This is a genomic window from Alteromonas pelagimontana (genome assembly GCF_002499975.2).
In the GTDB taxonomy this organism is placed as follows: domain Bacteria; phylum Pseudomonadota; class Gammaproteobacteria; order Enterobacterales; family Alteromonadaceae; genus Alteromonas; species Alteromonas pelagimontana.
In genome coordinates, this window is record NZ_CP052766.1 from 644,348 (window position 1) to 666,292 (window position 21,945).

17 protein-coding genes are annotated in these 21,945 nt (G+C 46.9%); 3 read left to right on the forward strand and 14 right to left on the reverse strand.

Annotated elements, in window-relative coordinates; translation table 11 throughout:
• Window positions 1-95: 95 nt before the first annotated feature.
• The 7 genes from tyrA to rpsP all read right to left on the reverse strand — a co-directional run bounded on the left by tyrA (window position 96) and on the right by rpsP (window position 5,182).
• Window positions 96-1,238, reverse strand: a complete 1,143-nt coding sequence (tyrA, locus tag CA267_RS03090; RefSeq protein ID WP_075608843.1) for a bifunctional chorismate mutase/prephenate dehydrogenase — start codon at window positions 1,236-1,238, stop codon at window positions 96-98.
• A gap of 28 nt (window positions 1,239-1,266) precedes the next feature.
• A complete protein-coding gene (locus CA267_RS03095; RefSeq protein WP_075608842.1) occupies window positions 1,267-2,358 on the reverse strand; it encodes a 3-deoxy-7-phosphoheptulonate synthase in 1,092 nt (363 codons plus the stop codon).
• Window positions 2,359-2,610: 252 nt separating this feature from the next.
• Complete coding sequence (locus CA267_RS03100) at window positions 2,611-3,138, reverse strand: maltose acetyltransferase domain-containing protein (RefSeq protein ID WP_083638367.1); 528 nt, start codon at window positions 3,136-3,138, stop codon at window positions 2,611-2,613.
• Window positions 3,139-3,244: 106 nt separating this feature from the next.
• Window positions 3,245-3,604, reverse strand: coding sequence for a 50S ribosomal protein L19 (gene rplS, locus CA267_RS03105; protein ID WP_075608840.1), 360 nt, complete (start codon window positions 3,602-3,604; stop codon window positions 3,245-3,247).
• Between the two features lie 18 nt (window positions 3,605-3,622).
• Window positions 3,623-4,384 carry a tRNA (guanosine(37)-N1)-methyltransferase TrmD gene (gene trmD, locus CA267_RS03110; protein WP_075608839.1) on the reverse strand — a complete coding sequence of 254 codons (762 nt, stop codon included), beginning with the start codon at window positions 4,382-4,384 and terminating at the stop codon, window positions 3,623-3,625.
• On the reverse strand, window positions 4,385-4,906 hold the full coding sequence (gene rimM / locus CA267_RS03115) for a ribosome maturation factor RimM (protein WP_075608838.1): 522 nt from the start codon (window positions 4,904-4,906) through the stop codon (window positions 4,385-4,387). It lies immediately after the preceding gene.
• 24 nt (window positions 4,907-4,930) lie between these two features.
• The gene (gene rpsP / locus CA267_RS03120) at window positions 4,931-5,182 is read right to left on the reverse strand and encodes a 30S ribosomal protein S16 (protein ID WP_075608837.1); all 252 of its coding nucleotides are present in this window, start codon (window positions 5,180-5,182) and stop codon (window positions 4,931-4,933) included.
• 319 nt (window positions 5,183-5,501) lie between these two features.
• Here rpsP and CA267_RS03125 point away from each other — a divergent pair, with 319 nt between their 5' ends.
• From CA267_RS03125 to CA267_RS03135, 3 genes are all read left to right on the forward strand, one after another.
• The gene (locus CA267_RS03125) at window positions 5,502-7,244 is read left to right on the forward strand and encodes an ABC transporter transmembrane domain-containing protein (protein ID WP_075608836.1); all 1,743 of its coding nucleotides are present in this window, start codon (window positions 5,502-5,504) and stop codon (window positions 7,242-7,244) included.
• Window positions 7,245-7,386: 142 nt separating this feature from the next.
• Complete coding sequence (locus CA267_RS03130; protein WP_075608835.1) at window positions 7,387-8,442, forward strand: efflux RND transporter periplasmic adaptor subunit; 1,056 nt, start codon at window positions 7,387-7,389, stop codon at window positions 8,440-8,442.
• On the forward strand, window positions 8,435-11,551 hold the full coding sequence (locus CA267_RS03135; protein WP_075608834.1) for an efflux RND transporter permease subunit: 3,117 nt from the start codon (window positions 8,435-8,437) through the stop codon (window positions 11,549-11,551). The genes CA267_RS03130 and CA267_RS03135 overlap by 8 nt, the downstream gene beginning before the upstream one ends.
• A 51-nt stretch (window positions 11,552-11,602) precedes the next feature.
• Here the strand turns inward: CA267_RS03135 and CA267_RS03140 are convergent, their stop codons facing one another.
• The 7 genes from CA267_RS03140 to CA267_RS03170 all read right to left on the reverse strand — a co-directional run bounded on the left by CA267_RS03140 (window position 11,603) and on the right by CA267_RS03170 (window position 21,526).
• Entirely contained in the window at window positions 11,603-12,934 is a 1,332-nt protein-coding gene (locus CA267_RS03140; protein WP_170669011.1) for an IS4 family transposase, read from the reverse strand.
• 365 nt (window positions 12,935-13,299) lie between these two features.
• Window positions 13,300-14,466, reverse strand: coding sequence for an alpha/beta hydrolase (locus tag CA267_RS03145; RefSeq protein ID WP_075608832.1), 1,167 nt, complete (start codon window positions 14,464-14,466; stop codon window positions 13,300-13,302).
• 44 nt (window positions 14,467-14,510) lie between these two features.
• Window positions 14,511-14,921 (reverse strand): TerB family tellurite resistance protein, encoded by a 411-nt coding sequence (locus CA267_RS03150; protein ID WP_075608831.1) that lies wholly within the window; start codon window positions 14,919-14,921, stop codon window positions 14,511-14,513.
• Window positions 14,922-15,127: 206 nt separating this feature from the next.
• Window positions 15,128-15,994 carry a DUF7281 domain-containing protein gene (locus CA267_RS03155; RefSeq protein WP_075608830.1) on the reverse strand — a complete coding sequence of 289 codons (867 nt, stop codon included), beginning with the start codon at window positions 15,992-15,994 and terminating at the stop codon, window positions 15,128-15,130.
• Complete coding sequence (locus CA267_RS03160) at window positions 15,994-17,214, reverse strand: phosphoenolpyruvate carboxylase (protein ID WP_075608829.1); 1,221 nt, start codon at window positions 17,212-17,214, stop codon at window positions 15,994-15,996. Before CA267_RS03160 ends, CA267_RS03155 begins: the two co-directional genes overlap by 1 nt.
• Window positions 17,214-17,849, reverse strand: a complete 636-nt coding sequence (locus tag CA267_RS03165; RefSeq protein WP_075608828.1) for a condensin complex protein MksE — start codon at window positions 17,847-17,849, stop codon at window positions 17,214-17,216. Before CA267_RS03165 ends, CA267_RS03160 begins: the two co-directional genes overlap by 1 nt.
• Window positions 17,846-21,526: an ATP-binding protein gene (locus CA267_RS03170; RefSeq protein ID WP_075608827.1), complete on the reverse strand. Its 3,681-nt coding sequence runs from the start codon at window positions 21,524-21,526 to the stop codon at window positions 17,846-17,848. The genes CA267_RS03165 and CA267_RS03170 overlap by 4 nt, the downstream gene beginning before the upstream one ends.
• Between the last annotated feature and the right edge of the window lie 419 nt (window positions 21,527-21,945).

Consider the following 21,945-nt stretch of genomic DNA (forward strand, 5'->3'; position numbering starts at 1 on the left):
CCGCTGCAGCGACCGGTGGAAGTGGTGAAATAATACTAATCCGCATCAATGTGGATTAGTATTATAGTTAAAGCAATTTCGCAGATCCTGCGCTGCTACTTCCTCAACATTTCGTCGTCGTCAGCTTTTAGTAACAAGCGCTTGCTGCCCACAAGGCATTTTTTTGCATAGTCACCAAACCATTTACCGATGGAAAGAAACTGTTTGATAAACGCTTTTTTATCTCCGCTTTCCAGCACGTCAAGCGCATCGCCAAACCGATTATGGAACCGCCTTAACAGCGCAAAGTTCTTGGGATTGTGAAAAATAATATCGGCGTACAACTCAGGTGCCTGAGCAAATAGTCTGCCAACCATGGCAAGTTCCAGTCGATAAATAGGCGAGCTAAATACCGTCAACGAACGCAAATCAGGATTTTCGCCTTTTAAATGCGCACCGTAAACAAAGGTATTGAAGTGGCGCATTACCTGAATATAAGCCATTGCCTGATCATGTTCTTCCGCTGAACTATAATGGAGGGCGGCACCCCAGGTGATCATTTGTTGCAACAGCCATTCGTAGCTGGCTTCGTGCCGACCATGACACACCACTACCACTTGTTTAATCATTCCGGGTGAATCTGGCCCAAACATTGGATGCAAACCCACAACCGGCCCCTGGTGAGTTTCGAGCATGGCTTCAAGGGGTTTTGCTTTAACACTGGTAATATCAGCAAGAATACAGTCTCGCGGTAAGTTGTTTAACCTGCGGATGACGCTCTCCGTAAGCGTAATAGGCACGGCGACAACAACCAGTTTCGCGTTGGCCAATACGGTGGCAATGGCGGGTTTTTCCCAGTCATCCTTTTCAACCACACTCACATTGTAGCTGCTTTTTTCAAACAACCCGACAAACACTCGTCCTAGCGCCCCGCGACCGCCCACAATAACAATATTGCCAGCCTCGGGATTAACGCACCGGTATCGATTATTTTGAGTGTGGTAGGATTCGCGCATAATCCGGCGCAACAAATCTTCAGTAAGATCAGCGGAAACGCCAGCCTCTTCGGCTTGAGCACGTCGTTTAGCGATCAACGCCTTCTCTCTTTCAGGAACATAGACAGGCATACCGGTCTCTGCCTTTACCTGTCCGACCTGAGTCGTGAGCTCTGCGCGTTTTGCAAGAAGCTGAACAAGCTGGGAATCCAGCTCGTCAATGCCCTTTCGCAAGTAATTGAGGCGCTGTGAGAAATCAGTCATATTGTAAAGCCATTAGCCTTTTCAGCGCTTATGCCACGGCATCGCGTTTGTTTTGCCGTAACGGTAACACCGTAATCAATTTATCTCTGGTTTGGGAAATTAGATTTTCTGTCGTTGCCCAATCTATACAGCCATCGGTAATAGACACGCCATATTCCAGTTCGTCGGGCTTCTTACCCTCTGCTTTCTGGCTCCCTGCATGGATATGACTTTCCAGCATTACACCTATAATCGATTGATTACCTTCCAAAATCTGATTCACCACATTTTGCGCCACCAATGGCTGACGACGGTAATCTTTACTGGAATTGGCGTGGCTACAGTCTACCATCAGGCCGGCAGTAAGGTTTGCGTTGACGAGTTCCCCCTCACATTCAGATACACAGACTGAGTCATAATTAGGCTGCTTGCCACCGCGCAAGATAATATGTCCGTCGGGGTTCCCGCGGGTACCGATAATGCTGACCTGCCCTTGTTTATTTATTCCCATAAAGCGATGGCCAGACGCTGCAGACTTCAACGCATTGATGGCAATATCTAAACTACCGTCGGTACCATTTTTAAAGCCTACTGGCATAGACAAACCGCTGGCCATTTCCCGGTGCGTCTGTGATTCGGCGGTTCTGGCTCCAATGGCACTCCAACTGAAAAGTTCGGCGAGATATTGCGGACTGATAGGATCCAGTGCTTCGGTGGCAACAGGAAGCTGCAGTTCTGCTAACCAGATTAGAAGTTCGCGCGCTTTCCTTAGGCCCGCTTCAATATCAAAAGTACCATCAATATGGGGATCGTTGATTAACCCTTTCCAGCCCGTGGTAGTGCGTGGTTTTTCAAAATATACGCGCATAACGATAAACAGCGTATCTTTACAGGATTCGTGAAGTTCTTTTAGGCGCAGCGCATAATCTTTTGCTGCATCAATATCATGAATTGAACAAGGCCCACAGACCACTAAAAAACGATGATCCCGGCCATGGATAATATCGGAAATCGTCTTACGCGCCTCGGAGATTGCCTGAAGTGCAGAATCTGAGACGGGTAATTCAGCCGCTAGCGCATCCGGCGTCACTAGTACATCTTCGGCGCTCACATGTACGTTATTAACTGTGTCCTTAATCATAAAATTCTCTTGGTAATAAGGCAAAAAAACCAGTGGGTGAAAGAGGCAATGTTTATCATGCAGCCACACCATCGTGTATCTACAGAACGATTACAACTACTGTAAAATTATATTTACATCTAAAAAGTGACTTTATAACTCGCCCTCATTGACTTTTTACCTATCATTGATATGGAAAGCAACCTCAAACGCAGATTTATTTTTTTGCGTTGGTTTTGGGAATCCTTATCTAAATAAGAGAACACGTAAATTTTAAAAATTTCGTGGTGCCGTTACCACAGTTCCCGCTTGAACGTGAGTGTTGGCGGGAACTATTGCACCTGGGCAAATAGTCACTCCAGCGCCTAAAACAACATTTTCTCCCACCATCACCGGTAGCGCCTGTTGCCACCCCTGCGCGCGCCTTTTTGCATCTTTATGATGAGTAAGCGCACTAATAACTACCCTATCTTCTAGCGTGACATTTTTGTCAAAACGGATGCTACTCGCATCGAGCATAACGACATTATCCCCTACACTCAGCCCTTCTGCTGCGAATATGTTAACACCATAATCACAATAAAATTGCTTCCCGACGCTTAATGATGAAGGCGATACATTGGGAAGCAGAGTTTGCAACTTAGCAAGACGTTCTGCACTATCGGGTAAGAGTTGATTGATTTCCTGACAACGGATTTTGGTCGCGGCTCTTGCCTGGCTAAGCAACTTTGCCCCGGTCAGATACCATTGTCCGCTTACCATCTTTTGCCACTCTGGATGAGAAGTGTCTACTGTCGGCATGATCACACAAACAAGTTAAGAATGAAGATGAAGATATTACAGCTACAAAAAAGCCCGCTGTAAAGCGGGCTTTTCGAAGTTAACAGTAACGCAAGGATTAGTAATCTTAGTTAAGCTTCTCTTTGATACGTGCAGATTTACCTGAACGCTCACGCAGATAGTAAAGCTTAGCACGACGAACCGCACCACGACGTTTCACTTCAATAGAAGAGATTGCCGGGCTGTGTGTTTGGAAAACACGCTCAACGCCTTCGCCGCTTGAGATTTTACGTACTGTAAAAGCTGAGTGCAGGCCACGGTTACGTTTAGCAATAACAACACCTTCATATGCCTGAAGACGCTCTTTGTCACCTTCGGTAACGCGAACTTTAACGATAACTGTGTCGCCTGGACCAAATGCAGGGACATCAGTTTTGAGCTGTGCTTGCTCGATTTTCTTGATGATATCTTGACTGACTTTGCTCATCATATCCTCTCGTCCTAGTTAACTGTCATCTTGCTGCAACTGCAATTTAAACGTATCGAGTAAACGCTGTTGCTCCTCAGTCAGAGCTAGGTGATTTAGTAATTCAGGGCGACGCTGCCAGGTTCTACCTAACGATTGCATGAGTCGCCACTGCCTGATTTTTTCGTGATCACCACTTAACAACACTGGCGGCACCGCTTCGCCGTCGAGCACTTCAGGCCGCGTATAATGCGGACAATCCAGTAACCCGTCGGTAAAAGAATCTTCAACTGCTGAAGCCTGATGGCCCAACACGCCGGGAACTAACCGTGCTACTGCGTCCATCAGGACCATCGCGGGTAGTTCTCCACCACTTAACACGTAATCTCCAATCGACCATTCTTCGTCAACCAGATTATCGATTACACGCTCGTCGATTCCTTCATAACGTCCGCAAATTAAAATTGTGCGGTCGTATTGGGCCAGCTTTTTTACACCGGCCTGATCAAGCGGTTTGCCCTGCGGTGATAAGTAGATCACCTTGCTTTGTTCTCCGCCCACCGTTTTGGCAGCAGAGATGGCGTCAGTTAAAGGCTTCACCATCATCAACATACCTGGACCGCCGCCATAAGGGCGGTCATCAACAGTACGATGACGATCATGGGTAAATTCTCTGGGATTAAATGTATCGACGTTAAGAATGCCTGATTTAATTGCCCGCCCTACTACACCCTGCTGAGTGAAAGGGGCAAACATGTCAGGAAACAAACTAACAATGCCAAACCATTTTTCCGCGTTCACTTAAAAACCCGGGTCCCAGTCTACCGTAATTGCTTTGCCTTCTTTGTCCACCGTTTGCACGACAGAATCGAGATCAAACGGCAGTAATCTTTCTTTTTGACCAAATGCATCATTAGCCTTTGCTTTGACTTGTAATACGTCATTCGCGCCGGTATTAAACACATCTTTCACAACACCCAGCTGGTAACCTTGCGTAGTTACTACCTGCATGCCGATCAGCTCGCGCCAGTAAAATTCATCGTCACCTAATTCAGGCAACTGGGCTGCAAGCATGTGAATGTCCAGATTTTTGATGCATTCTGCATCATTCCTGCTATCCACACCCACTATCTTTGCAACCAGAGTTTTACCGTGCGTTCGCCATTGGTCAATCTGGTATTCTTTGCTGTCTCCGATAATCCAGGGACAGTATTCGAAAATACCTTCTGGTGTATCGGTATAGCTGTTGATTTTGACCCAACCTTTCACACCGTAAGGTGCACCGATTTTGCCAATCACAATATTGTCAGACGCTTGACTCATCTATACCCACCAGTACTGCATAGCTTACGCTGCAGTTTTTTTAGCTTCTTTAACCAGAGTAGTTACGCGCTCTGACAAACTTGCACCAACACCAACCCAATATTCAACACGGTCAAGATCTAAACGCAAACGTTCTGCCTGACCTTGTGCTGTAGGATTGAAGAAACCGACGTTTTCGATGAAACGACCGTTTCTGGCGCGGCTGCTGTCAGCCACTACTACTTGATAAAATGGACGCTTTTTCGCGCCACCACGCTGTAAACGAATAGTAACCATAAATGCCTCAAACTCGTTGTAGCGTTACCGTTAACTTAACCTTCTCGTCGATGACAGTTGTACGCCACCAGTCAGAAGGCCGCGGAATTATACGGATCTTCAGCGCAAAAGCAAGTTTAATTGCCCGATACGCGCATGGAAAGGTAAAAGCATTAGGAACGAGATTTTACAAAAAATGAAGCGGCGAGAAATCATATTCCGCCTGCACTTTGCCATGCATATTCCACTGACTGCCGAAATTGCCTGTCGGCTTCGTTATCTACACTCTATTATTACCACCTGATTTGGTTTAAACCCTCAACCATCGAAACTCTCAACCATGACTGAAGTCTCAACAAAGCATGTGCTTTTCTGGTTTGCATCGCTTCTTAAACAGTATCGCTGGCGCGTTGCCGGCGCTGTCGTAGCTCTGCTTGTAGCCTCGTCTGCCTGGCTGGTGCTAGGGCAAGGTATTCGCTACGCCATTGATAAAGGTTTTGTCGCAGATAATTCAGATGTATTGAATCAAGCGGTCATTGCGGTGCTGGTAATCTGCACCGTAGCAAGTTTTGCCACTTATTGTCGCTTTTACCTGATGACCTGGTTAGGCGAGCGGATCAGCGCGGATATCCGTGTACAGGTCTTCCGTCACCTCATGACGCTACCGCCTTCGTTCTTTGCTAAGATCCGTACCGGCGAGGTTATTTCCCGCTTTACCAGCGATACTGCGGTATTGCAGACCGTCATTGGAATGAGTCTCTCCATGGCGCTACGCTCATCCATCACTTTTACCGGCGCACTACTGCTGATGCTGATCACAAGCCCAATGTTGACGTTTTGCGTACTATTAGCAGTACCCGCAGTGCTGGTGCCTATTCGTCTGCTAGCGCCCCAGGTTAGGATTTATGCCCGACGCAGCCAGGATAAAATCGCCGATTTAGGCGCGCATATCGACCAGAGTCTTCATGAAATCATGACCGTTCAGGCATTTAACGCACAAGCAGAAGAGTCGAACCAGTTTACCCGCAGCGTTGAAGATGCTATGTCTACGGCAAAAATGCGGGTTCATTATCGTTCACTACTTATCGGCTTTATTATGCTGTTAAGTCTTACCGCCATTATCATTATTGCGTGGATTGGTGCTCGTCAGGTATTTAGCGGAGATATGACAGGCGGTGAACTGTCTGCATTTCTGTTTTATGCGGTAATGGCCGGCGGCAGTATAGCGACAATAAGCGAAGTCATCGGCGAAGTACAACGCGGTGTCGGAGCTAGTGAGCGATTACTGGAACTGCTCGCTACCCCGGCTACCATTCAGTCTGGTGATGTCCCTCTTGTATTGACCAAAGGTCATCCTCCCGCCATTACTTTTGATAATATTACCTTTGCTTATCCTGGCTCCTGTCCGTTATTTCATCAGTTATCTCTGACAATTCGCGCTGGTGAGAAAGTGGCGCTAGTAGGTGCAAGCGGCGCTGGAAAAACTACATTATTTCAATTAATGCTGCGCTTTTATGATGTCCAACAAGGGCAAATTCGGATCGGTACGCAGCCCATTTCTTCTCTTAAATTAGAAGCATTGCGTGCACATATTGCTATAGTGACTCAGGAGCCTGTTGTTTTTGCTACCACTGTAATGGAAAATATTCGCTACGGTAACATTCATGCTTCGGATGATGCAGTGTTAAAAGCAGCGAAGGCCGCATTTGCTCATGAGTTTATAGACAGACTCGACAACGGCTATCATACGGAATTGGGTGAAAGAGGCGTACGGCTTTCAGGTGGCCAAAAACAGCGTATTGCTATTGCCAGAGCCATACTCGCTGACCGGCCCGTATTGCTACTTGATGAAGCAACAAGCGCGTTGGACGCCATGAGCGAACGTATGGTTCAGCAAGCGTTAAATACGCTGATGGAAGGCAGAACAACTATTGTCATTGCGCATCGGCTGGCGACGGTTCAGCACGCCGATCGTATCGTAGTTATGGACAAAGGTACTATTGTTGCCACCGGAAGCCACGAAGTCTTGCTGAAAAACGATACATTGTATCGAGAGTACGCTGAGCTGCAGTTGCTTACTTAACTTCCTTATGTTGATATTACGTTAATATAATTAACTACCTCAAATAACCTGACTATGCGCCTGGAAACGGCATATTCCAAGCGTGCAGAATCAAGAATGAATCGCGCAGTTTGCGTTATCTTTGATATCGAGTGGACGTACAATGATAAACAGTTTTTCCAAGGGTATTCGCCTGTTTGGCTGGTGCCTGCTTTTCAATGCTTATAGCGTTAGCGCTTATGCTCAGTTCTTTGGCGATAAGCAAGCCAAACTGGTGGTCACTGAACCGTTGGAGTTTCAGTTTGAAACGCTGGAGGTAGAAGCTGTTGGCACTGCAGAAGCGGTACGTTCAATTATACTTTATTCCCCCGTAAGCGACGAAGTCACTGAAGTTAATTTTGTGCCTGGACAATTTGTTGAAGCAGGTAAAGTGCTGGTTCGGCTTGACGATCGCCGTCAGCGGGTAGCGGTAGAACGAGCCAAACTCCAACTAACAGATGCTGAACGCACTTATAAGCGCCTACAGCAAAGCAGCAAACAAGGTGCCATTCCCGAAAGCGAGCTGGATCTAGCGCAAACTGCCAGAGATTTGGCTAAAGTCGCCCTTGAAGAAGCTCAGGCAGATTTAGACGACAGACAAATTGAAGCGCCTTTCGATGGCGTAGTGGGAATTACCGATATAGAAGTGGGTGACCGCATTAATGACCAAACCGCCATTACTACGCTTGATGATCGTTCTAAGCTGTTTGTTAATTTCCGAGCACCAGAAGCGTCTTTAGAGGTATTGCTTAATTCTCCAATGGTGACATTGGAGCCCTGGTCCAACCGCAACAAAGATATTAAAGCTGAAATCGCAGAAGTAGACTCTCGGATTAACGAAGTGGACCGTACATTACGTGCGCGGGCTGTGTTGGATAATAGTCAGGACCGCTATCGTCCGGGCATGAGTTTTCGGGTTAATTTGTCAATTAATGGTAATCAGTATGCGGCCATTCCAGAAGCCGCTCTTTTATGGGGCGCCACAGGGGCCTATGTTTGGATAGCTGAAAATGGAAAAGCGAAACGCGTGGATGTAAAAGTCCATCAACGTCTGCGTGGCACGATTTTGGTTTCTGGAGAACTTGAAGAAGGCGATACGCTAATTTCCGAAGGCATCCAACGTTTGCGGGAAGGTCAGGATATCACCACCGAGCTGGCTCGGAGTGCGGCTGATGAGTAAAAATAATGTACAGGTAAATGATTTGCCATCCACGGCAATTCGGCGACCGGTATTAATTGTGGTACTAAACCTGCTGATTGTAATTGCCGGGTTTGCCGCTCTGGAAGGTTTAGAAGTCCGTGAGCTTCCGGATGTAGATACACCAACCATTACCGTCACGGCGGAACTTCCTGGCGGATCGCCGGAAACCGTTGATGCTGAAGTCACCAGCCGGCTGGAAGGAGCGGTAGCGCGGGTAAGTGGTGTGAAGGATATTTACGCCCAAAGCGAAGAAGGATCGGCGCGGGTAAGAGTTGAGTTTCGGCCGGGAATAAATTTAGAAGATGCAGCAAATGAAACCCGTGAGTCGGTGAGTCGGGTTCAACGCCAACTACCAGAGGATGTCGAGCAGGTTTCTATCATTCGCGCCGATAATGATGCGCAAGCAGTAGTAAGTCTGGCGATTTCCAGCGATATTCTGGATATGGAATCCCTCACCCAGCGTGTAGATACCGATCTTGCTCCGCTGTTTTTGAGCATCCCCGGTGTAGCGGATGTGACTTTAAGTGGCGATCGCGAACGGGTATTACGTGTGTCCGTTGATCCTCTCCGACTGACCAGTTACGGATTGTCTATGACCGATGTGGGAGAGGCTTTGAGGTTAGCACCTTTTGATGTGCCTGCAGGCAGCATCCAGTCTGAAGATCAATCTTTAATTGTGCGTGCCGATGCCACCTCAGTCACCGCTGAAGATGTTGCCAGTATCGTATTAAGCGGCAATATTCGTATTGGCGATGTGGCAAGTGTGTATTTTAGTCCGGCAGATTCTACCAGCGTCGTCCGGCTAGACGGCAAAGCGGTTATTGGCCTTGGCATCATTCGCCAAGCCAGCTCTAATACTATCGAAATTTCAGACGAAGTATTAGCGATGGTGAAAGATTTAGACAAGCGCTTCACTGACATGGATATCGTAGTAACTGCAGACGATGCAGAATTTATCCGCGATTCGGTGAGCGAGGTGGTGGAATCATTGAGTCTCACCATCCTACTGGTAGTATTTACCTTGCTGGTATTCATCGGTTCCTGGCGCGCAACGCTTGTCCCCGCTCTTTCTATTCCAGTATCACTTGCGGGTGCACTGGCTATCATCTGGGCGCTGGGTTTTTCTGTTAATATTCTTACTCTTTTAGCCTTGGTACTCGCAACCGGCATGATTGTCGATGATGCCATTGTAGTTTCAGAAAATATTCAGCGACGTCGGGGCATGGGACTAGGCGCTCGGGCAGCTGCCGTTATTGGCACAAGAGAAGTTTTCTTTGCTGTAGTGGCAACCACTGCGGTATTAGCTTCTGTGTTTATTCCTATTGCGTTTTTACCGTCTACCGCAGGAAAGCTGTTTCGAGAATTTGGCGGGGTGTTAGCCGGCGCGGTAATTATCTCTTCTTTTGTCGCTCTGTCGCTAGTGCCTGCCTTAACGGCTCGTCTTCCTATAAAAGTCGACAACGGCAAAGAAAGCTTTTTCTCGAAAACCTTCGGCCGGTTTGGCAATTTCTGTTTGCATCTTTATCAGCGTTCACTTTTATGGTCGCTTAAATACGCCTGGTTAATCGTTGGTCTTAGCATCCTGGCGGGGGTCGGCGCATGGTTTACGGCGCAACACATTGATAATGAACTACTTCCGAGCGAAGACCGCGGCACCATTCGTATTTTTGCTCGCGGGCCAGATGGCGCGGGTATAAATTTCATGGATCGCCAGGCGTTTAAGATGGAAGAGCTGTTGATGCCTTACGTCGAAAACGGCACCATCGATTCAATTTATACCGTAGTGGGTAATTGGGATCCAAATATAGTTTTTATTACGGCGCCGCTTAAACATTGGGATGATCGTGACAAGTCGCTTCAGGAGATAGTGGATGAAATTGGTCCTCCTTTACAGAATATTCCTGGTGCTCCAGGCAATGCTTTTGGCGATAACAGCCTTAATTTACGAGGCCAGGGCGGAGGCATGGAATTAGCGCTAACAGGAGATAGCTATGACAATATATATCGTGCTGCCCAGGATTTTGCTGTTCAGATAGAAGACAATATTCCTGAGCTTGGGGCTCCGCGTATCAGCTACGAGCCCACGCAGCCGCAACTTCGAATAAATATAGATCGCCGCCGCGCGGAAGAACTGGGGATTCCTCTTAATGACATAGCCAGTACGTTACGTGCAGCCGTTAATGGTGATGACATTACCGATTTGAATGTTGGCGATCAAGCCATTCCTATTATGTTGCAGTCCAGTGACAGGACCACCAGTGATCCTTCAGATCTAACTAACCTGTACGTAAAATCAAATACCGGCAATTTGGTTCCGCTTTCCAGCGTAGCGTATATAAGCGAAGAAGGTGTAGCCGCCGAATTGGAGCGTCAGGCCCAACGTCGCGCTATTAAACTGGAAATGGAACTACCGGACGACATTGCGATAAATGAGGCCGTAGAGCGCATTCGAGCGTTACAAGGAAACCTTCCTGATGGTATTGGTCTTATCTTTTTAGGAGAAGCACAAACTTTCGAGGAGACGTCGAAGCAGATAGCTCTGACCTATGTGTTAGCATTTATCATCGTGTTACTGGTTCTTGCCGCTCAGTTTGAAAGTTTGAACAGCGCTGTTGTGGTCATGTTGACCGTGCCTTTCGGCATTGCCGCAGCCATTTATGCCCTCTTTCTGACGAACACGACAATCAACGTGTACTCGCAGATTGGCTTAGTAATGTTAATTGGACTACTGGCAAAAAATGCAATTCTTCTCATTGAGTTTGCTGATCAGCTGCGTGACCAAGGCTATAGCGTTTACGACGCCATCGTAGAAGCAGGTAAGGTACGTCTGCGCCCAATTATGATGACATTGGTTTCTACCATACTAGGCGGTCTTCCCCTGATATTATCTACCGGAGCGGGAGCAGAATCACGCAATGCTATCGGATGGGTGGTATTTGGCGGATTGGGTATTGCTGTAATTTTCACTCTCTACCTCACTCCGGTTTTATATCTGGGTCTGGCGAGATTTAGCAAACCCAGAGCCGATGAAAGTCAGCGTTTGGAGCGAGAATTGGCATCTGCCGATGAGCAACAAACGGCGATTTAGCTGAAATTCGCTTAACCTGATAAAAAGCCGAGCACCCCGCTCTAATGCCAGTCAGTTAAGAGCTGACTGGCATTTTCTTTTGTATGGATACTTCTTGGGCTTTCGTCTAATCACTCGTGGATAATGCCTGTCTGGGATTTTATCGGGCAATGTAAACAGTCTCAGAGTATTAAGCAGCTCTTCATAGTGAGCAGGAAGCTTACTTGCGCTTTGAACTGAAGTGAACATGAAGAACGCAATAACCTGCCTCATACAGAGATTGAAGCTCAATCTTGTCGGAGATAGTTCATCATAGTCTTTTGTCGCATCTATCATAGCGATCCTTATTAGGTTGTAAGCCAGCAACAATCCCCATAGCTCCTGGCGAACCATGTCAGGTTTTTTACTCCGTAGTGTATGTTTCGATTGATGCATTCCTTGTTTCATTTCCCTAAAACCTAATTCGATTTCCCAGCGTTGGGTATACACTTCTGTAACCTCGTCATAGGGGAAACGCAGTGGATCGATTAGAGAGCTAAGGACGCGGTAGGTTTTTCCTTTTACCTGGTAGCTGGTTAGTCGAGCCGTTAGGTTTTCTGGCAGTTCGCTAAACTTCTTTCTGGCTTGAGGTGTGGTCGATAACGTCACAATTGCATCGTTCTTGCCTAGAGTATGCTTTACTTCATATTGTAAATCCTTTCTGGCAGGTATCATCCAGTGGGTATCTTCTCCCACACTTTGCCAACTGTGTAGTAAACCAAGTGAGTAATATCCGCGGTCAAACAGGGTTAACGAGTGGCTAGGAACTGAAGGTAACAGTTGTTGAGCTAAACTCATTTCACCTGCATGCCGGCCATCAAACGCACTGTCTAATAGCAAATGGCTGGAAACTTCCATCAAACTGCACATCCGTACCTGTGGGTAGCTACTTTCCCCATGATTGTTGCTATCACAACCAAACTCATGACGGTTAATTTCGTTGTCGTGAGTCCGATATACCACGCCATCGACAGCCAGAAGGTTCAGTCCGCACCATTGCTCAAATGCCTGAGTGGTAAACGTTCTATGCGCTAATATTTGAAATGTTTGTTGTACAGCCTCGTAACCTAAACGTTGTCTACCCTGGACCAGCGCGCTGGGAGCAACAAGTTTATTTTTACCAGGCAAAGAAATATCCAGTCGACTGGCAATATCCCAAACTGTTTCATTGCGAAACAAGCTCATTCCAACGACAGACCACATCACGGCTTCAAGCGGTAACCTCCTGCGCCGCACAGTTGCAACGCCTGCACGCTTAAAAGCTTGCTCAAGTATGTCAGGGTCAAGAATCGCTTTTAGTTTATCGAGGGAATTAACATCATCTAAAAATTGCGATGTATCAACTAATGCTTGAAGAAGAGACATAAAAAATCCGATACCAGTTTCCTGATATCGGATTGTGAACCCCTGAAAAGATCGGTCAACCGATCGCTAAAATATTTCTTAACTGATCGGCATTAAGCACCCCGCTCGGTTTTTTTTATGGCAAAGTACGCTTCACCTGAATAGATTAAGTCACTCCGCCGATGACTTCGCTTCATATAGCGAAGTACATAATCAGCAAGATTGGAAGGTGCTCGGGGACAGCGAATTGGCGCTCTCTACGGATTCACGTCAGGAAACAAAGGCTTTATAGACGGGCCAAGTAAAAAGGCCTGCGATTAATGCGCTACCTTGTCGCAGTTAGACTGTGGCAAGGCATAGAGGGATTTTGCCAAAGTAAACTGCGATTACAGCGTAGAAAGAAAGCTTCCTAAGCGTCGCAGCATCTTATCGTAATAGGGATTATAAGTCAGTCTGGCATATACTTTTTCCTCTTCCGTGAAACCCCACGGCCCGTACCATACTTTTTCTTCATCCTCACATTGCTGCGTTTTTTCCTCTGATTGGCCGTTATCGCAAATGCGAATACTGCCGTCGGCTCCGTACAATGGATTATCTGGTTTAAACATCACGCTCATATGGGATGCTGCACCTATTCTCTGTGCTGCTATTGGCATTGGCCATTTTTCCATGCCGTTAATGTCCGGAGCATCACTTCCCAGCCAATAAAGGCGTTTATGCGGTGAAGTCATACTCCTTTCGAAATATTCAGCGACTCTGTCTACATCCACGACGCTATCTTCCTGGGCTACTACCATGAATGCGGGCACTTCTAGCGCTCTTTCATCAAATTTGTCTGCTAAGACATCAACGCTTTGCTGATAAGCGGCGAAGCCCTGCATTGCCATCGAATTATATCGAGTGGGGTTGTCTTCAGGCTCCACGTTGGGCCAAGGATAAACAGAAGTAATATAGGGAGCGAGCCAGGTATAGGCAAAGCTTGACTCAAAGGCCGGAGAAAACAGTAATAAAGCCTCAATATCTTCTCTTTCAAACGCTGTGATAGTGGCAAGATTAGCGCCCGTCGAAAAGCCAGCGAGCAACAACCTATCCACCTTCTTTGCAAATCCTGCTACTTGATAATCGACAATTTGCTGCCAGCTATTGTAAGAGACCTTGAGCATATCTCCCGGTTTGGAACCATGCCCTGGCAGCAGGATTGCCCTCACCCAGTAACCTTTGTCACATAAGTATTCACCGACATCATTGAAAAAATAAGGAGAATCCCCAAGCCCGTGCACAAAGAGAACACCAGCGACTGCTTTGCCCTGCGGCTTGCATTCGAACGGCAGGTTCATCTCAATTTCCTGTTGCAGATTGTCCGTTACCGGAATTCGGTTGCTGGTCAGCCATTCCCGTGTGGCGCTGCGATAAGCCTGGAAATCCGCGATTTTCCAGGGAAGTATGCTTTCAGAGGGATGTAAACGGGCGCTTTTCGTCTGCTGACATCCAACAAGGGAGGCTAGCAGACAAAAAGCCACTAAACAGGTTGTTGTAAAGAGGAACTTAGCCATATGCGTTATATACTCTGCTATGGCTTACAATGATCAAGCAGCGGTTAATTAGTTTCCGCTGGCTCCACTAGCGGGCGGGTGCCATTTACTAACGCTTTAGCAAGCAATTTATGAGTAAGTAACGAAAGAAGTTCGGTTTCTTCGTCACTGCGCTCTCCATCCACACCAGTTATTGCTATAGCGACTTCCATTGCCTTATCTGCATCAAAAAGCAGATCGCCTTTTAGTGCACGCAGGTAATCGATTTCCTGGCCTGCATCCAAAGCCTGACGGGTCTGATAAATGGCATCATTAAAAAATGCTTCTCGACATATGGGGCTCTGCCAATCCAATTTTTCTAAAACGCTTTCAAGATATTCCTGTTCAGAAAGTGTGACTTTTTTGTCTACCTGATAAAGTAAAACCGACAACCGGATTAACGCCTGATTAAAGGCCTGTTGAGGGGATAACTGCATAAAACATCTCCATAGATGTGCGATACACTGCACCACGACAACACTGCTCTGCGACCTTGCAGAACCAGCGATTTCACCATAGCATCAGTATGCATAATTTGAGTGACAAGCGTATTACGACCCTTTACTACATAAAGTTCAGCTTGTTAACTAAATGTAAATAATTGGGACTTAAAAAAGAATCGCAAGGCCATTTTCGCACTTAATTAAAGATAAATTTCTTGCAATGGAATGGCATAAGCCAGCATGTGTTGTTGCAATACAGCCACCATGTTTGCTTCATTACACAGCGCCTGCAGTTTGGCATGAGTTGAACTAAAAACATTGCTGCGCAGAAATCCTACCGAACGCGCTTGCTTTTGATAAAGGTGTGGTTGATTAATTTTATAAAAAGCCTGTGGATTAATAGTGGTTAGATCAGGTAATAGCAAACTCTGGATATGTGTAGTCGTTAACGCAATCTCTGCGCCTTTAGGGTCATAATCACAAAAGGCAATGATTCTTGCCTTTGTCGCGTAACACTCCAACAGCGAGGAAACGCCTCCGCTTTGAGATTTGTCATGCCCGCGATAGACAGCCAAAGTATTTTCATCTCTACCTGCCCACATCGCTTCATACCAGTGATCAAAGATATCCAGATTTTCTATTACGACTATCTTATTAATGCTGGTCTGCTGAAGTTGCGCGAGCGGCACCCGCAAAGAGGTTCCTTTGGGCAAAGGCGCGTTTAACCCAATGCAAGCATAATTGCCTTGATGATGATTGACTAATACGTGAGTGTCTTCGGGTGCAAGCCTGGCCTGCTTTTCCGCACCAGAAACGCCAGCGAAGGCAACCCGGTTTTGCGTAGCAGTCGAGATAAAAAACAGATCTGGCTGATGTAAATGTAATTCCTGTTTTAATTTTTGTTTTGACTGCTCTGAGAATATCAGCTGCTTGCCCCGCCATTTGAGCAAGTCGCCGTAGTTATCGCTAAGATACCGCGCCAACCCGTCTGACGGTGTATAAACTAGCTTCCCCGGTTTAAGTAAAAAATCCCGCAGCGCATTTTGTTGGCGTCGATTAAGCACCACTAACGCAGCCCTAGCTCTACATCTTCAATAATAAAATTACCGGTGTACTGCGGGTGTGGCTGCCCGGTGGTGTCGATAGCAAAATAGGTTTGCTCTTCCAGCGTCAGGCCGTGATATCCGCCAATCACCTGATAAAGCCAGGCTTCAGCATCAAAATCCAGATCCCGAGCATGCAGATACTCCAGCGCGGTAATGCGCTTGCCACTTTCAATGACTTCACAAAAATACCTTTCAACCGCCTGTTTAAGTTTGTCTTCTTTAAACTCAACGGCGGTTTGTTGTTCTACCACTATCTGCTGTGCAGCGCGTTCGGGTTGTAATTCTTGTCGAGAACGATTTATTGCTTTAATCATTCCCACCAGTTGCTGTAAATCGGCTTCATGTTCCATCCGATTTACATCGACAGCTGCTGGCGCTATGAGTCTTTGCGCCTGATTAAACAGTTTCGGCACCTGGCTTAAATTGTAATAATTGCCCGGCTGGAAATCCGGCTTTTGCTCCATATGTAAAACAAAGCCCTTCAGCAGGCGGGTACGACCTCTGAATTCGCGAAAACGCCCTAGCAGCGCCAGCAGGCGTGCCTGCACTATTGATAGTTCCTGAGTTACCCGTGAGAAGCTATGCTGTAAGGTAACAATCAACAGGTTTCGTAGTTCACGATTGTTACCGGCCAACTCGCTCAATTCTTCAAACCGAAACATTTCCAGTTGCTTAAGCAACTCAGATACCTGACTTTGCGCCAGCTCGTTTTCGCGTATTTTGGCGTCGATAGAGGCAACATAACCAAATTCATTGTTGATCCGGCCAAACAGCGTACGTACGCTATTGGCAAGTGATTCGGTCAGCGTGTAGACATGCTCGGTTACGTCCGCCAGATGCACTTCACTTTCTGCAAACCGGCTATGAGCAAGTGCTTCTTTATAATGCTGCGCCAGGGTTTTGAGACTGGCCAAAGAAGAGCCGATATTCGCATCCAACTGACGATTGCGTTCGTCGTGCAAGCCACTTTCAAGAAGGTGGCGCACCGCATTTTTCAGGCGGATCCCAACTTCTTCATCAGGTCGCCACAATACCCCAAGCTGAAGTAAATTTTCAATAACTTTGGGGCTATGCTGTGTTTCATCCAACGTACCTGAAAGATATACTTCCATGATGAGATCAGCATGTCTGCTCAAGGCGTTAAGGAGTTTTACCCCAGCCTGATGCAGGTTTGGATTCATTACAGTAAGCTCCCTTGTTGCACGGCCTGCTCCGCCTGCTCTGTCAAACTTAACGCCTCAGTTTCATCAATAAACTTAATCACGTCGTAGAGGTATTCTATCTTTCCGGTGGCAAGGTAAATCTGCTTTTCCTGATTAGGCTTCATAAGATAGCCCAGATCAGTCAGTCGCTTGAACACCTGTTTAAGCTGTCCTTCCAACGCCGTACTGGTGGAGCCGAACATCCGATAGCGAGAAATCTTTTCCAGTTGCTCATTAAATGCAGGCGTATCTTCGATGGTGCTTTGCAGCTCATTTAGCCGTATGGCGCTGCCTTGGGTAATGGGAACATCGTTGCCGCTCGCCTGCTGAACCAACAGCAGCCATTCTACAAGAGGCAATAAGCTGCTGGCGGTTTCCTGAAGCTGTTGACCGAGCACTTTACGCTCACTTTCGCCAAGAGTCTGATAAGCGGCGAAGAAGACCTCTCCTTCTGCTGCCGTGGCCAGCGTGCGATTTAGAACATTTAATTGGCTCTCGATTTTATCGCTGTTGCCGCTGACTTTAAGGTAGCGCCATGCTTCTTCATTAGTAATTTGACAAATAAATTCGCCCGACAACAAATGTTCCAGAATTCGGCCGTGTTCGGTAATCATGCAGAAGCCTCCTGCTGACGTTGTTTAATCAATTCACTAATGGCGCTGACACGCGGCTGCACTACCTGCAATTTACGGGTGGCTTTATCGATAAGATACCGGTTGTCGAACAATGACAGCACCTCCGATTCAGGATTGGGAAACGCACCTACCACAGAAATGTTGTTGTTTTGGCAGGCATCGAAAATTTTCTTAACGTTATTTTGGTGAAGTGTGCCCAATTCATCAATCGGCCAGTGGATTGTGGTGTTTGCCTTACCTCGTAACAACCGGGTAAAAGCCAGCAGGAATTTGCATAAAATTAAATATGCCATACCATGGCTGGATGACTCGTTCAGTTGACGGTCGGTGCGGATCACCAATTCCGAATTGCCTTCTTTTAAATGAAGTTCGATGTCGAGCAACTTACTTATGCCGCCGGTAAGCGCGGCCCTTCCAAGAATATCCAGCACCCGGCGCATACTTAACGCATAATCATCATCCGGTAATTCCACCTTACCGCTTGCCAGCCACTCTTCATAAAGCAGATTAAACTGGGTAAGCTCTGGCCAGAATTCGAGTTCGCTGATGCGCGAGCGAATTTTTACTGCGGAATGAGAAACACCGTCAAGAAAGAGTTCTTCGTCAACTTCTTTGCTAATTCGCTTACTTTGATTGACAATTCGCTTGTCGATATCTTCGAGTACCCGATAATAAGAAGTCAGATCAGCACCAAATATTCTGCCCTGCTCTCGTAATCCCTGCAGCTTCTGCGGAACAATAACATTAAGTAGCTGCGCCAGATGACTTACCAGGCGTCGATGGTCGACACTTTTGTGCCCTTGCGTCGTGATTACCGCACATTCTTCCCGTGACCGCTCCCAGGTATCAGATAAACCAGTACCTGCCTGAGCTGCAATAAGCTGATCAAAATGCTCAACATGGGCTTTAATATCGTCCAGCAGACGCTGGCGTTCCTGAAGTAGGGTTAGCCCTTCAGAAATACGTTGACCGATGCTTACTGCGCTTTTGCTCTGTTCGTTCATCTCGGTAGAGACAGGCAGGTTTATTTTGCCAAGCTGACGAATTATTTGTTGTACATCATTTTCCTGCTCTCTGGCCTGATTAAGATGCTGCTCAATCTGAGCCTGCAATTCCTTAAGCTGCTGACGCTTATTTTTATACTCGCTGCCCTGGCGTTCCAGCTCCCGCTCCGCCTTTGCGCTTTCTTTACGCGCCTTGGCCAATCCTTGTTGCCAGGTAACTTTGTGACCCATAAATACATTCTTATACCAATGGTCGTAATCGCTTACTTTATGCCGATGGCGTTCTGTGTGATTAATATCCTGCTGAAGCTGGTTAATCGCCTTTTGCAAGCTGCCGATTTCATCAATATCCACACCGCGATTTGCCAGTTCGTCTGCCAACCATTGTTCAGTCTTTTGTTTATCCTCTTTGGCACTGTCTTTGGCTTTTAGAATATGCCGCTCAATCTGGCGCAACTTGTCTTCGCTATCGGTGATCAACTGCTGCCAATGGAACTGATGTTCGGTTTCGGCTTCACGCTGCTGGTCCCGTACTTCCTGCATCGCCTCTTTGTGCTGCGCTTGGCACTTTTCCTGCTCGGCAGCATTTGCCGTTACACGCGCCTGATTACCTTTTCTGCGCTCGCCTACAGCCTGTAAATATTCCTTTTGAACCTGATCTTTATTTAGCTGAACGCGTTTACGATTGGCTTCAGCACTGCGGTTTTCACTTTCATATCTAGCTTGCATCAACTCAGCATTACGCACTGATTCGCTGGCTTTCGCGAGCTCTGCCTCGGCATCGTTCTGCTGGGAAAGTTTCTCTGCCAGCTTATTCTGCGCCTGTGCCAGCCTGTTTTGCAGCGCCTGCTCAGAGTCGGCGTATGGCGGTGTATCAACCGGTGCAAGATCAAGCATTAGCCCAAACAAGCTATCATGCTCGTCACCCACCTGAGGTTTCAAATCGTCTCGCGCTAACAGATCTGGATGAATGACTTTACCAAGCGTAGACTCCCAACCGGCCTTTTCTCGACGAAGATATTCAAGCAGACTGTTATTACCTGGATACAATAACGCCTCTACCTTATCTACCTGTGCCTGCTGTGCCTGATAAGCAATAGACGTTTTTTCAAGCGCACTGTTCGCCTGAGCTCTTGCTTTCACTGCGCTCTCGTATTCGAGGTGGGCACGCCGATGATTATCCCTGCTTGCATCTTCAACCATGCCGGCTTCTTTTATTTCGGCATCCAGCAAATCCAGCTGGCTTTGCTCAAATTCCGTGAAGCCCATATTGTTCAGCGCCGCTGCAATTTCCGCATGTTGGATTTTTAATTCGTTCAGCCGCGCGCTATATTCCTTCTCAACCTCATTTAGCTGCAGACGATATTCATCGCGAATAGCTTGCAGGCTCTCTTGTTGCTCGGATTTTTGCTGCGCCAGCTTGCTGTAGCCATTTTGTTTCTCTTCATCGAACGCTTCAAGCTCCATAAGGTGCTTTTCACTTAACGCACGCATGCGTTTATTAAACGCCGATTCAATATCCTGATGTTTTTCGGTAAGCAGGTTATAGCGGGTAGATAAGGTACTGATTTCGCTCTGCCACTGTCCCAGTTTCTGTACACTGTCTTTAAGGGTGTCGATGTCTTGACTTTGCCAGTTTTCAAATTCCCGCTCTACATTATCCAACTCTTTTTCAAGCTTATTAGCATCGGCCCGTGCCTCTGATAGCTGCTGATTAAGGGTGTCCTGCGTGTTACTCCACTGCTGCTCATCTGTTTTGAGTGTATGCAGCGTATCATCCAGTTGTTGCTGTTTTTCTACCAGCATCGCGCTCAACGTGGATTCGTCCACTGCAAACTGGTGCTTGAGCAAGCCGAGACGTTGTTCATTCTGTTGAAGCTGATGATCGGCTTGTTCCAGTTTCGCAAATTCCGGTCGAATGGAATCGAACTCTTTAATGAGGTGACATTCCTTGATCCAGTCTTCAACCCGATTACGACTTAAACTGGAACTTGGCGGTTTTACGCCGTCTTCCTCAAGAATCGCAGCAATCATGGCCTTGATGGTTTCCATTTTGCCTTCTTTGGAATGAACGGCTTTTGCCAGCTTTTCGATGTGACGAAGGTGAATGCCGGATTCGGTCATACTGAAGATTGATGCATAACCCAGCAACTCTCGGCTATTGGCTACACTACCTAAAGTGGCACGATCGTTCTGGAGAATTGCGCGATAGTCGCGGGTATTTAGCAGGTTCGTGACGAGCGTATGGTTGCGTTTGAGGTTTCTTGCTAACTCGTTCATGCTGATACTGGCGTGCTCTTTAGACTTATTCTGGTAAAGATAATCCGTCAGTTCAAAGGGTTTGGCAATAAAGCGGTAATTGACGCCGCCGCCGGAGGAAGCCATCACAGCCTGGCACAAATCGCCTTGGCTGCGAATATACTCATAAATAATAAAGCTGGATTCCCGAGGCAGGTACCATTTTTCGAAGCTGTCTCGGGTTGCAGGAACTACGCGGCTGGGGTATTCACCATAGAAAACCGGAATCAAACGTTGCAAGGTAGTTTTACCGGAAGCATTAGTACCACATATATTGGTATGTCCATCAAGTTTTAGCTCAACGACGCCTGGCAGATGGGTATCAATAAGAATAATGCGTTTTAAGCCAGCCATAAATTTCCTGTTCTGTTTACTACAATGGAGTATGAAAGTGGCGAGGCAAGCCATCGCCTAAACCTGAGGATCAAGTGAAAAGCTACGGCAGCAACGTGCTACCTTATGTAGCGGCTTTCATTTAAGAAAGTTACCCGACGTTTGCCTCACCTGAAGATTTATAGATCTGCCAGTTTATTACGAAACCTTTTCTTTGGACAGTCTATCAAGGCATGTGACAGAAGATCGTTGTGCAATTGCGGAATTTCTGAGCAAAAAAACGAAAGGTTCAAGGCTGGCTGGCCTTTGTCGTTCTACCGTTGTTCTACATTAACCTGTGTCGATCGCAGCGCGAACTATTAAGCCTAGCCAGCTAAACAGGCACAGAGCAACAACGAGCTAAACAGATTTACCGTTCCCTTCGAACAGGCTGCAAGGCT

Coding starts and splice junctions, on each gene's coding strand:
- tyrA (WP_075608843.1), bottom strand. CDS start 1,238: ATGACTGATTTCTCACAGCGCCTCAATTACTTGCGAAAGGGCATTGAC.
- CA267_RS03095 (WP_075608842.1), bottom strand. CDS start 2,358: ATGATTAAGGACACAGTTAATAACGTACATGTGAGCGCCGAAGATGTA.
- CA267_RS03100 (WP_083638367.1), bottom strand. CDS start 3,138: ATGCCGACAGTAGACACTTCTCATCCAGAGTGGCAAAAGATGGTAAGC.
- rplS (WP_075608840.1), bottom strand. CDS start 3,604: ATGAGCAAAGTCAGTCAAGATATCATCAAGAAAATCGAGCAAGCACAG.
- rimM (WP_075608838.1), bottom strand. CDS start 4,906: ATGAGTCAAGCGTCTGACAATATTGTGATTGGCAAAATCGGTGCACCT.
- rpsP (WP_075608837.1), bottom strand. CDS start 5,182: ATGGTTACTATTCGTTTACAGCGTGGTGGCGCGAAAAAGCGTCCATTT.
- CA267_RS03125 (WP_075608836.1), top strand. CDS start 5,502: ATGACTGAAGTCTCAACAAAGCATGTGCTTTTCTGGTTTGCATCGCTT.
- CA267_RS03130 (WP_075608835.1), top strand. CDS start 7,387: ATGATAAACAGTTTTTCCAAGGGTATTCGCCTGTTTGGCTGGTGCCTG.
- CA267_RS03135 (WP_075608834.1), top strand. CDS start 8,435: ATGAGTAAAAATAATGTACAGGTAAATGATTTGCCATCCACGGCAATT.
- CA267_RS03140 (WP_170669011.1), bottom strand. CDS start 12,934: ATGTCTCTTCTTCAAGCATTAGTTGATACATCGCAATTTTTAGATGAT.
- CA267_RS03145 (WP_075608832.1), bottom strand. CDS start 14,466: ATGGCTAAGTTCCTCTTTACAACAACCTGTTTAGTGGCTTTTTGTCTG.
- CA267_RS03150 (WP_075608831.1), bottom strand. CDS start 14,921: ATGCAGTTATCCCCTCAACAGGCCTTTAATCAGGCGTTAATCCGGTTG.
- CA267_RS03160 (WP_075608829.1), bottom strand. CDS start 17,214: ATGAATCCAAACCTGCATCAGGCTGGGGTAAAACTCCTTAACGCCTTG.
- CA267_RS03165 (WP_075608828.1), bottom strand. CDS start 17,849: ATGATTACCGAACACGGCCGAATTCTGGAACATTTGTTGTCGGGCGAA.
- CA267_RS03170 (WP_075608827.1), bottom strand. CDS start 21,526: ATGGCTGGCTTAAAACGCATTATTCTTATTGATACCCATCTGCCAGGC.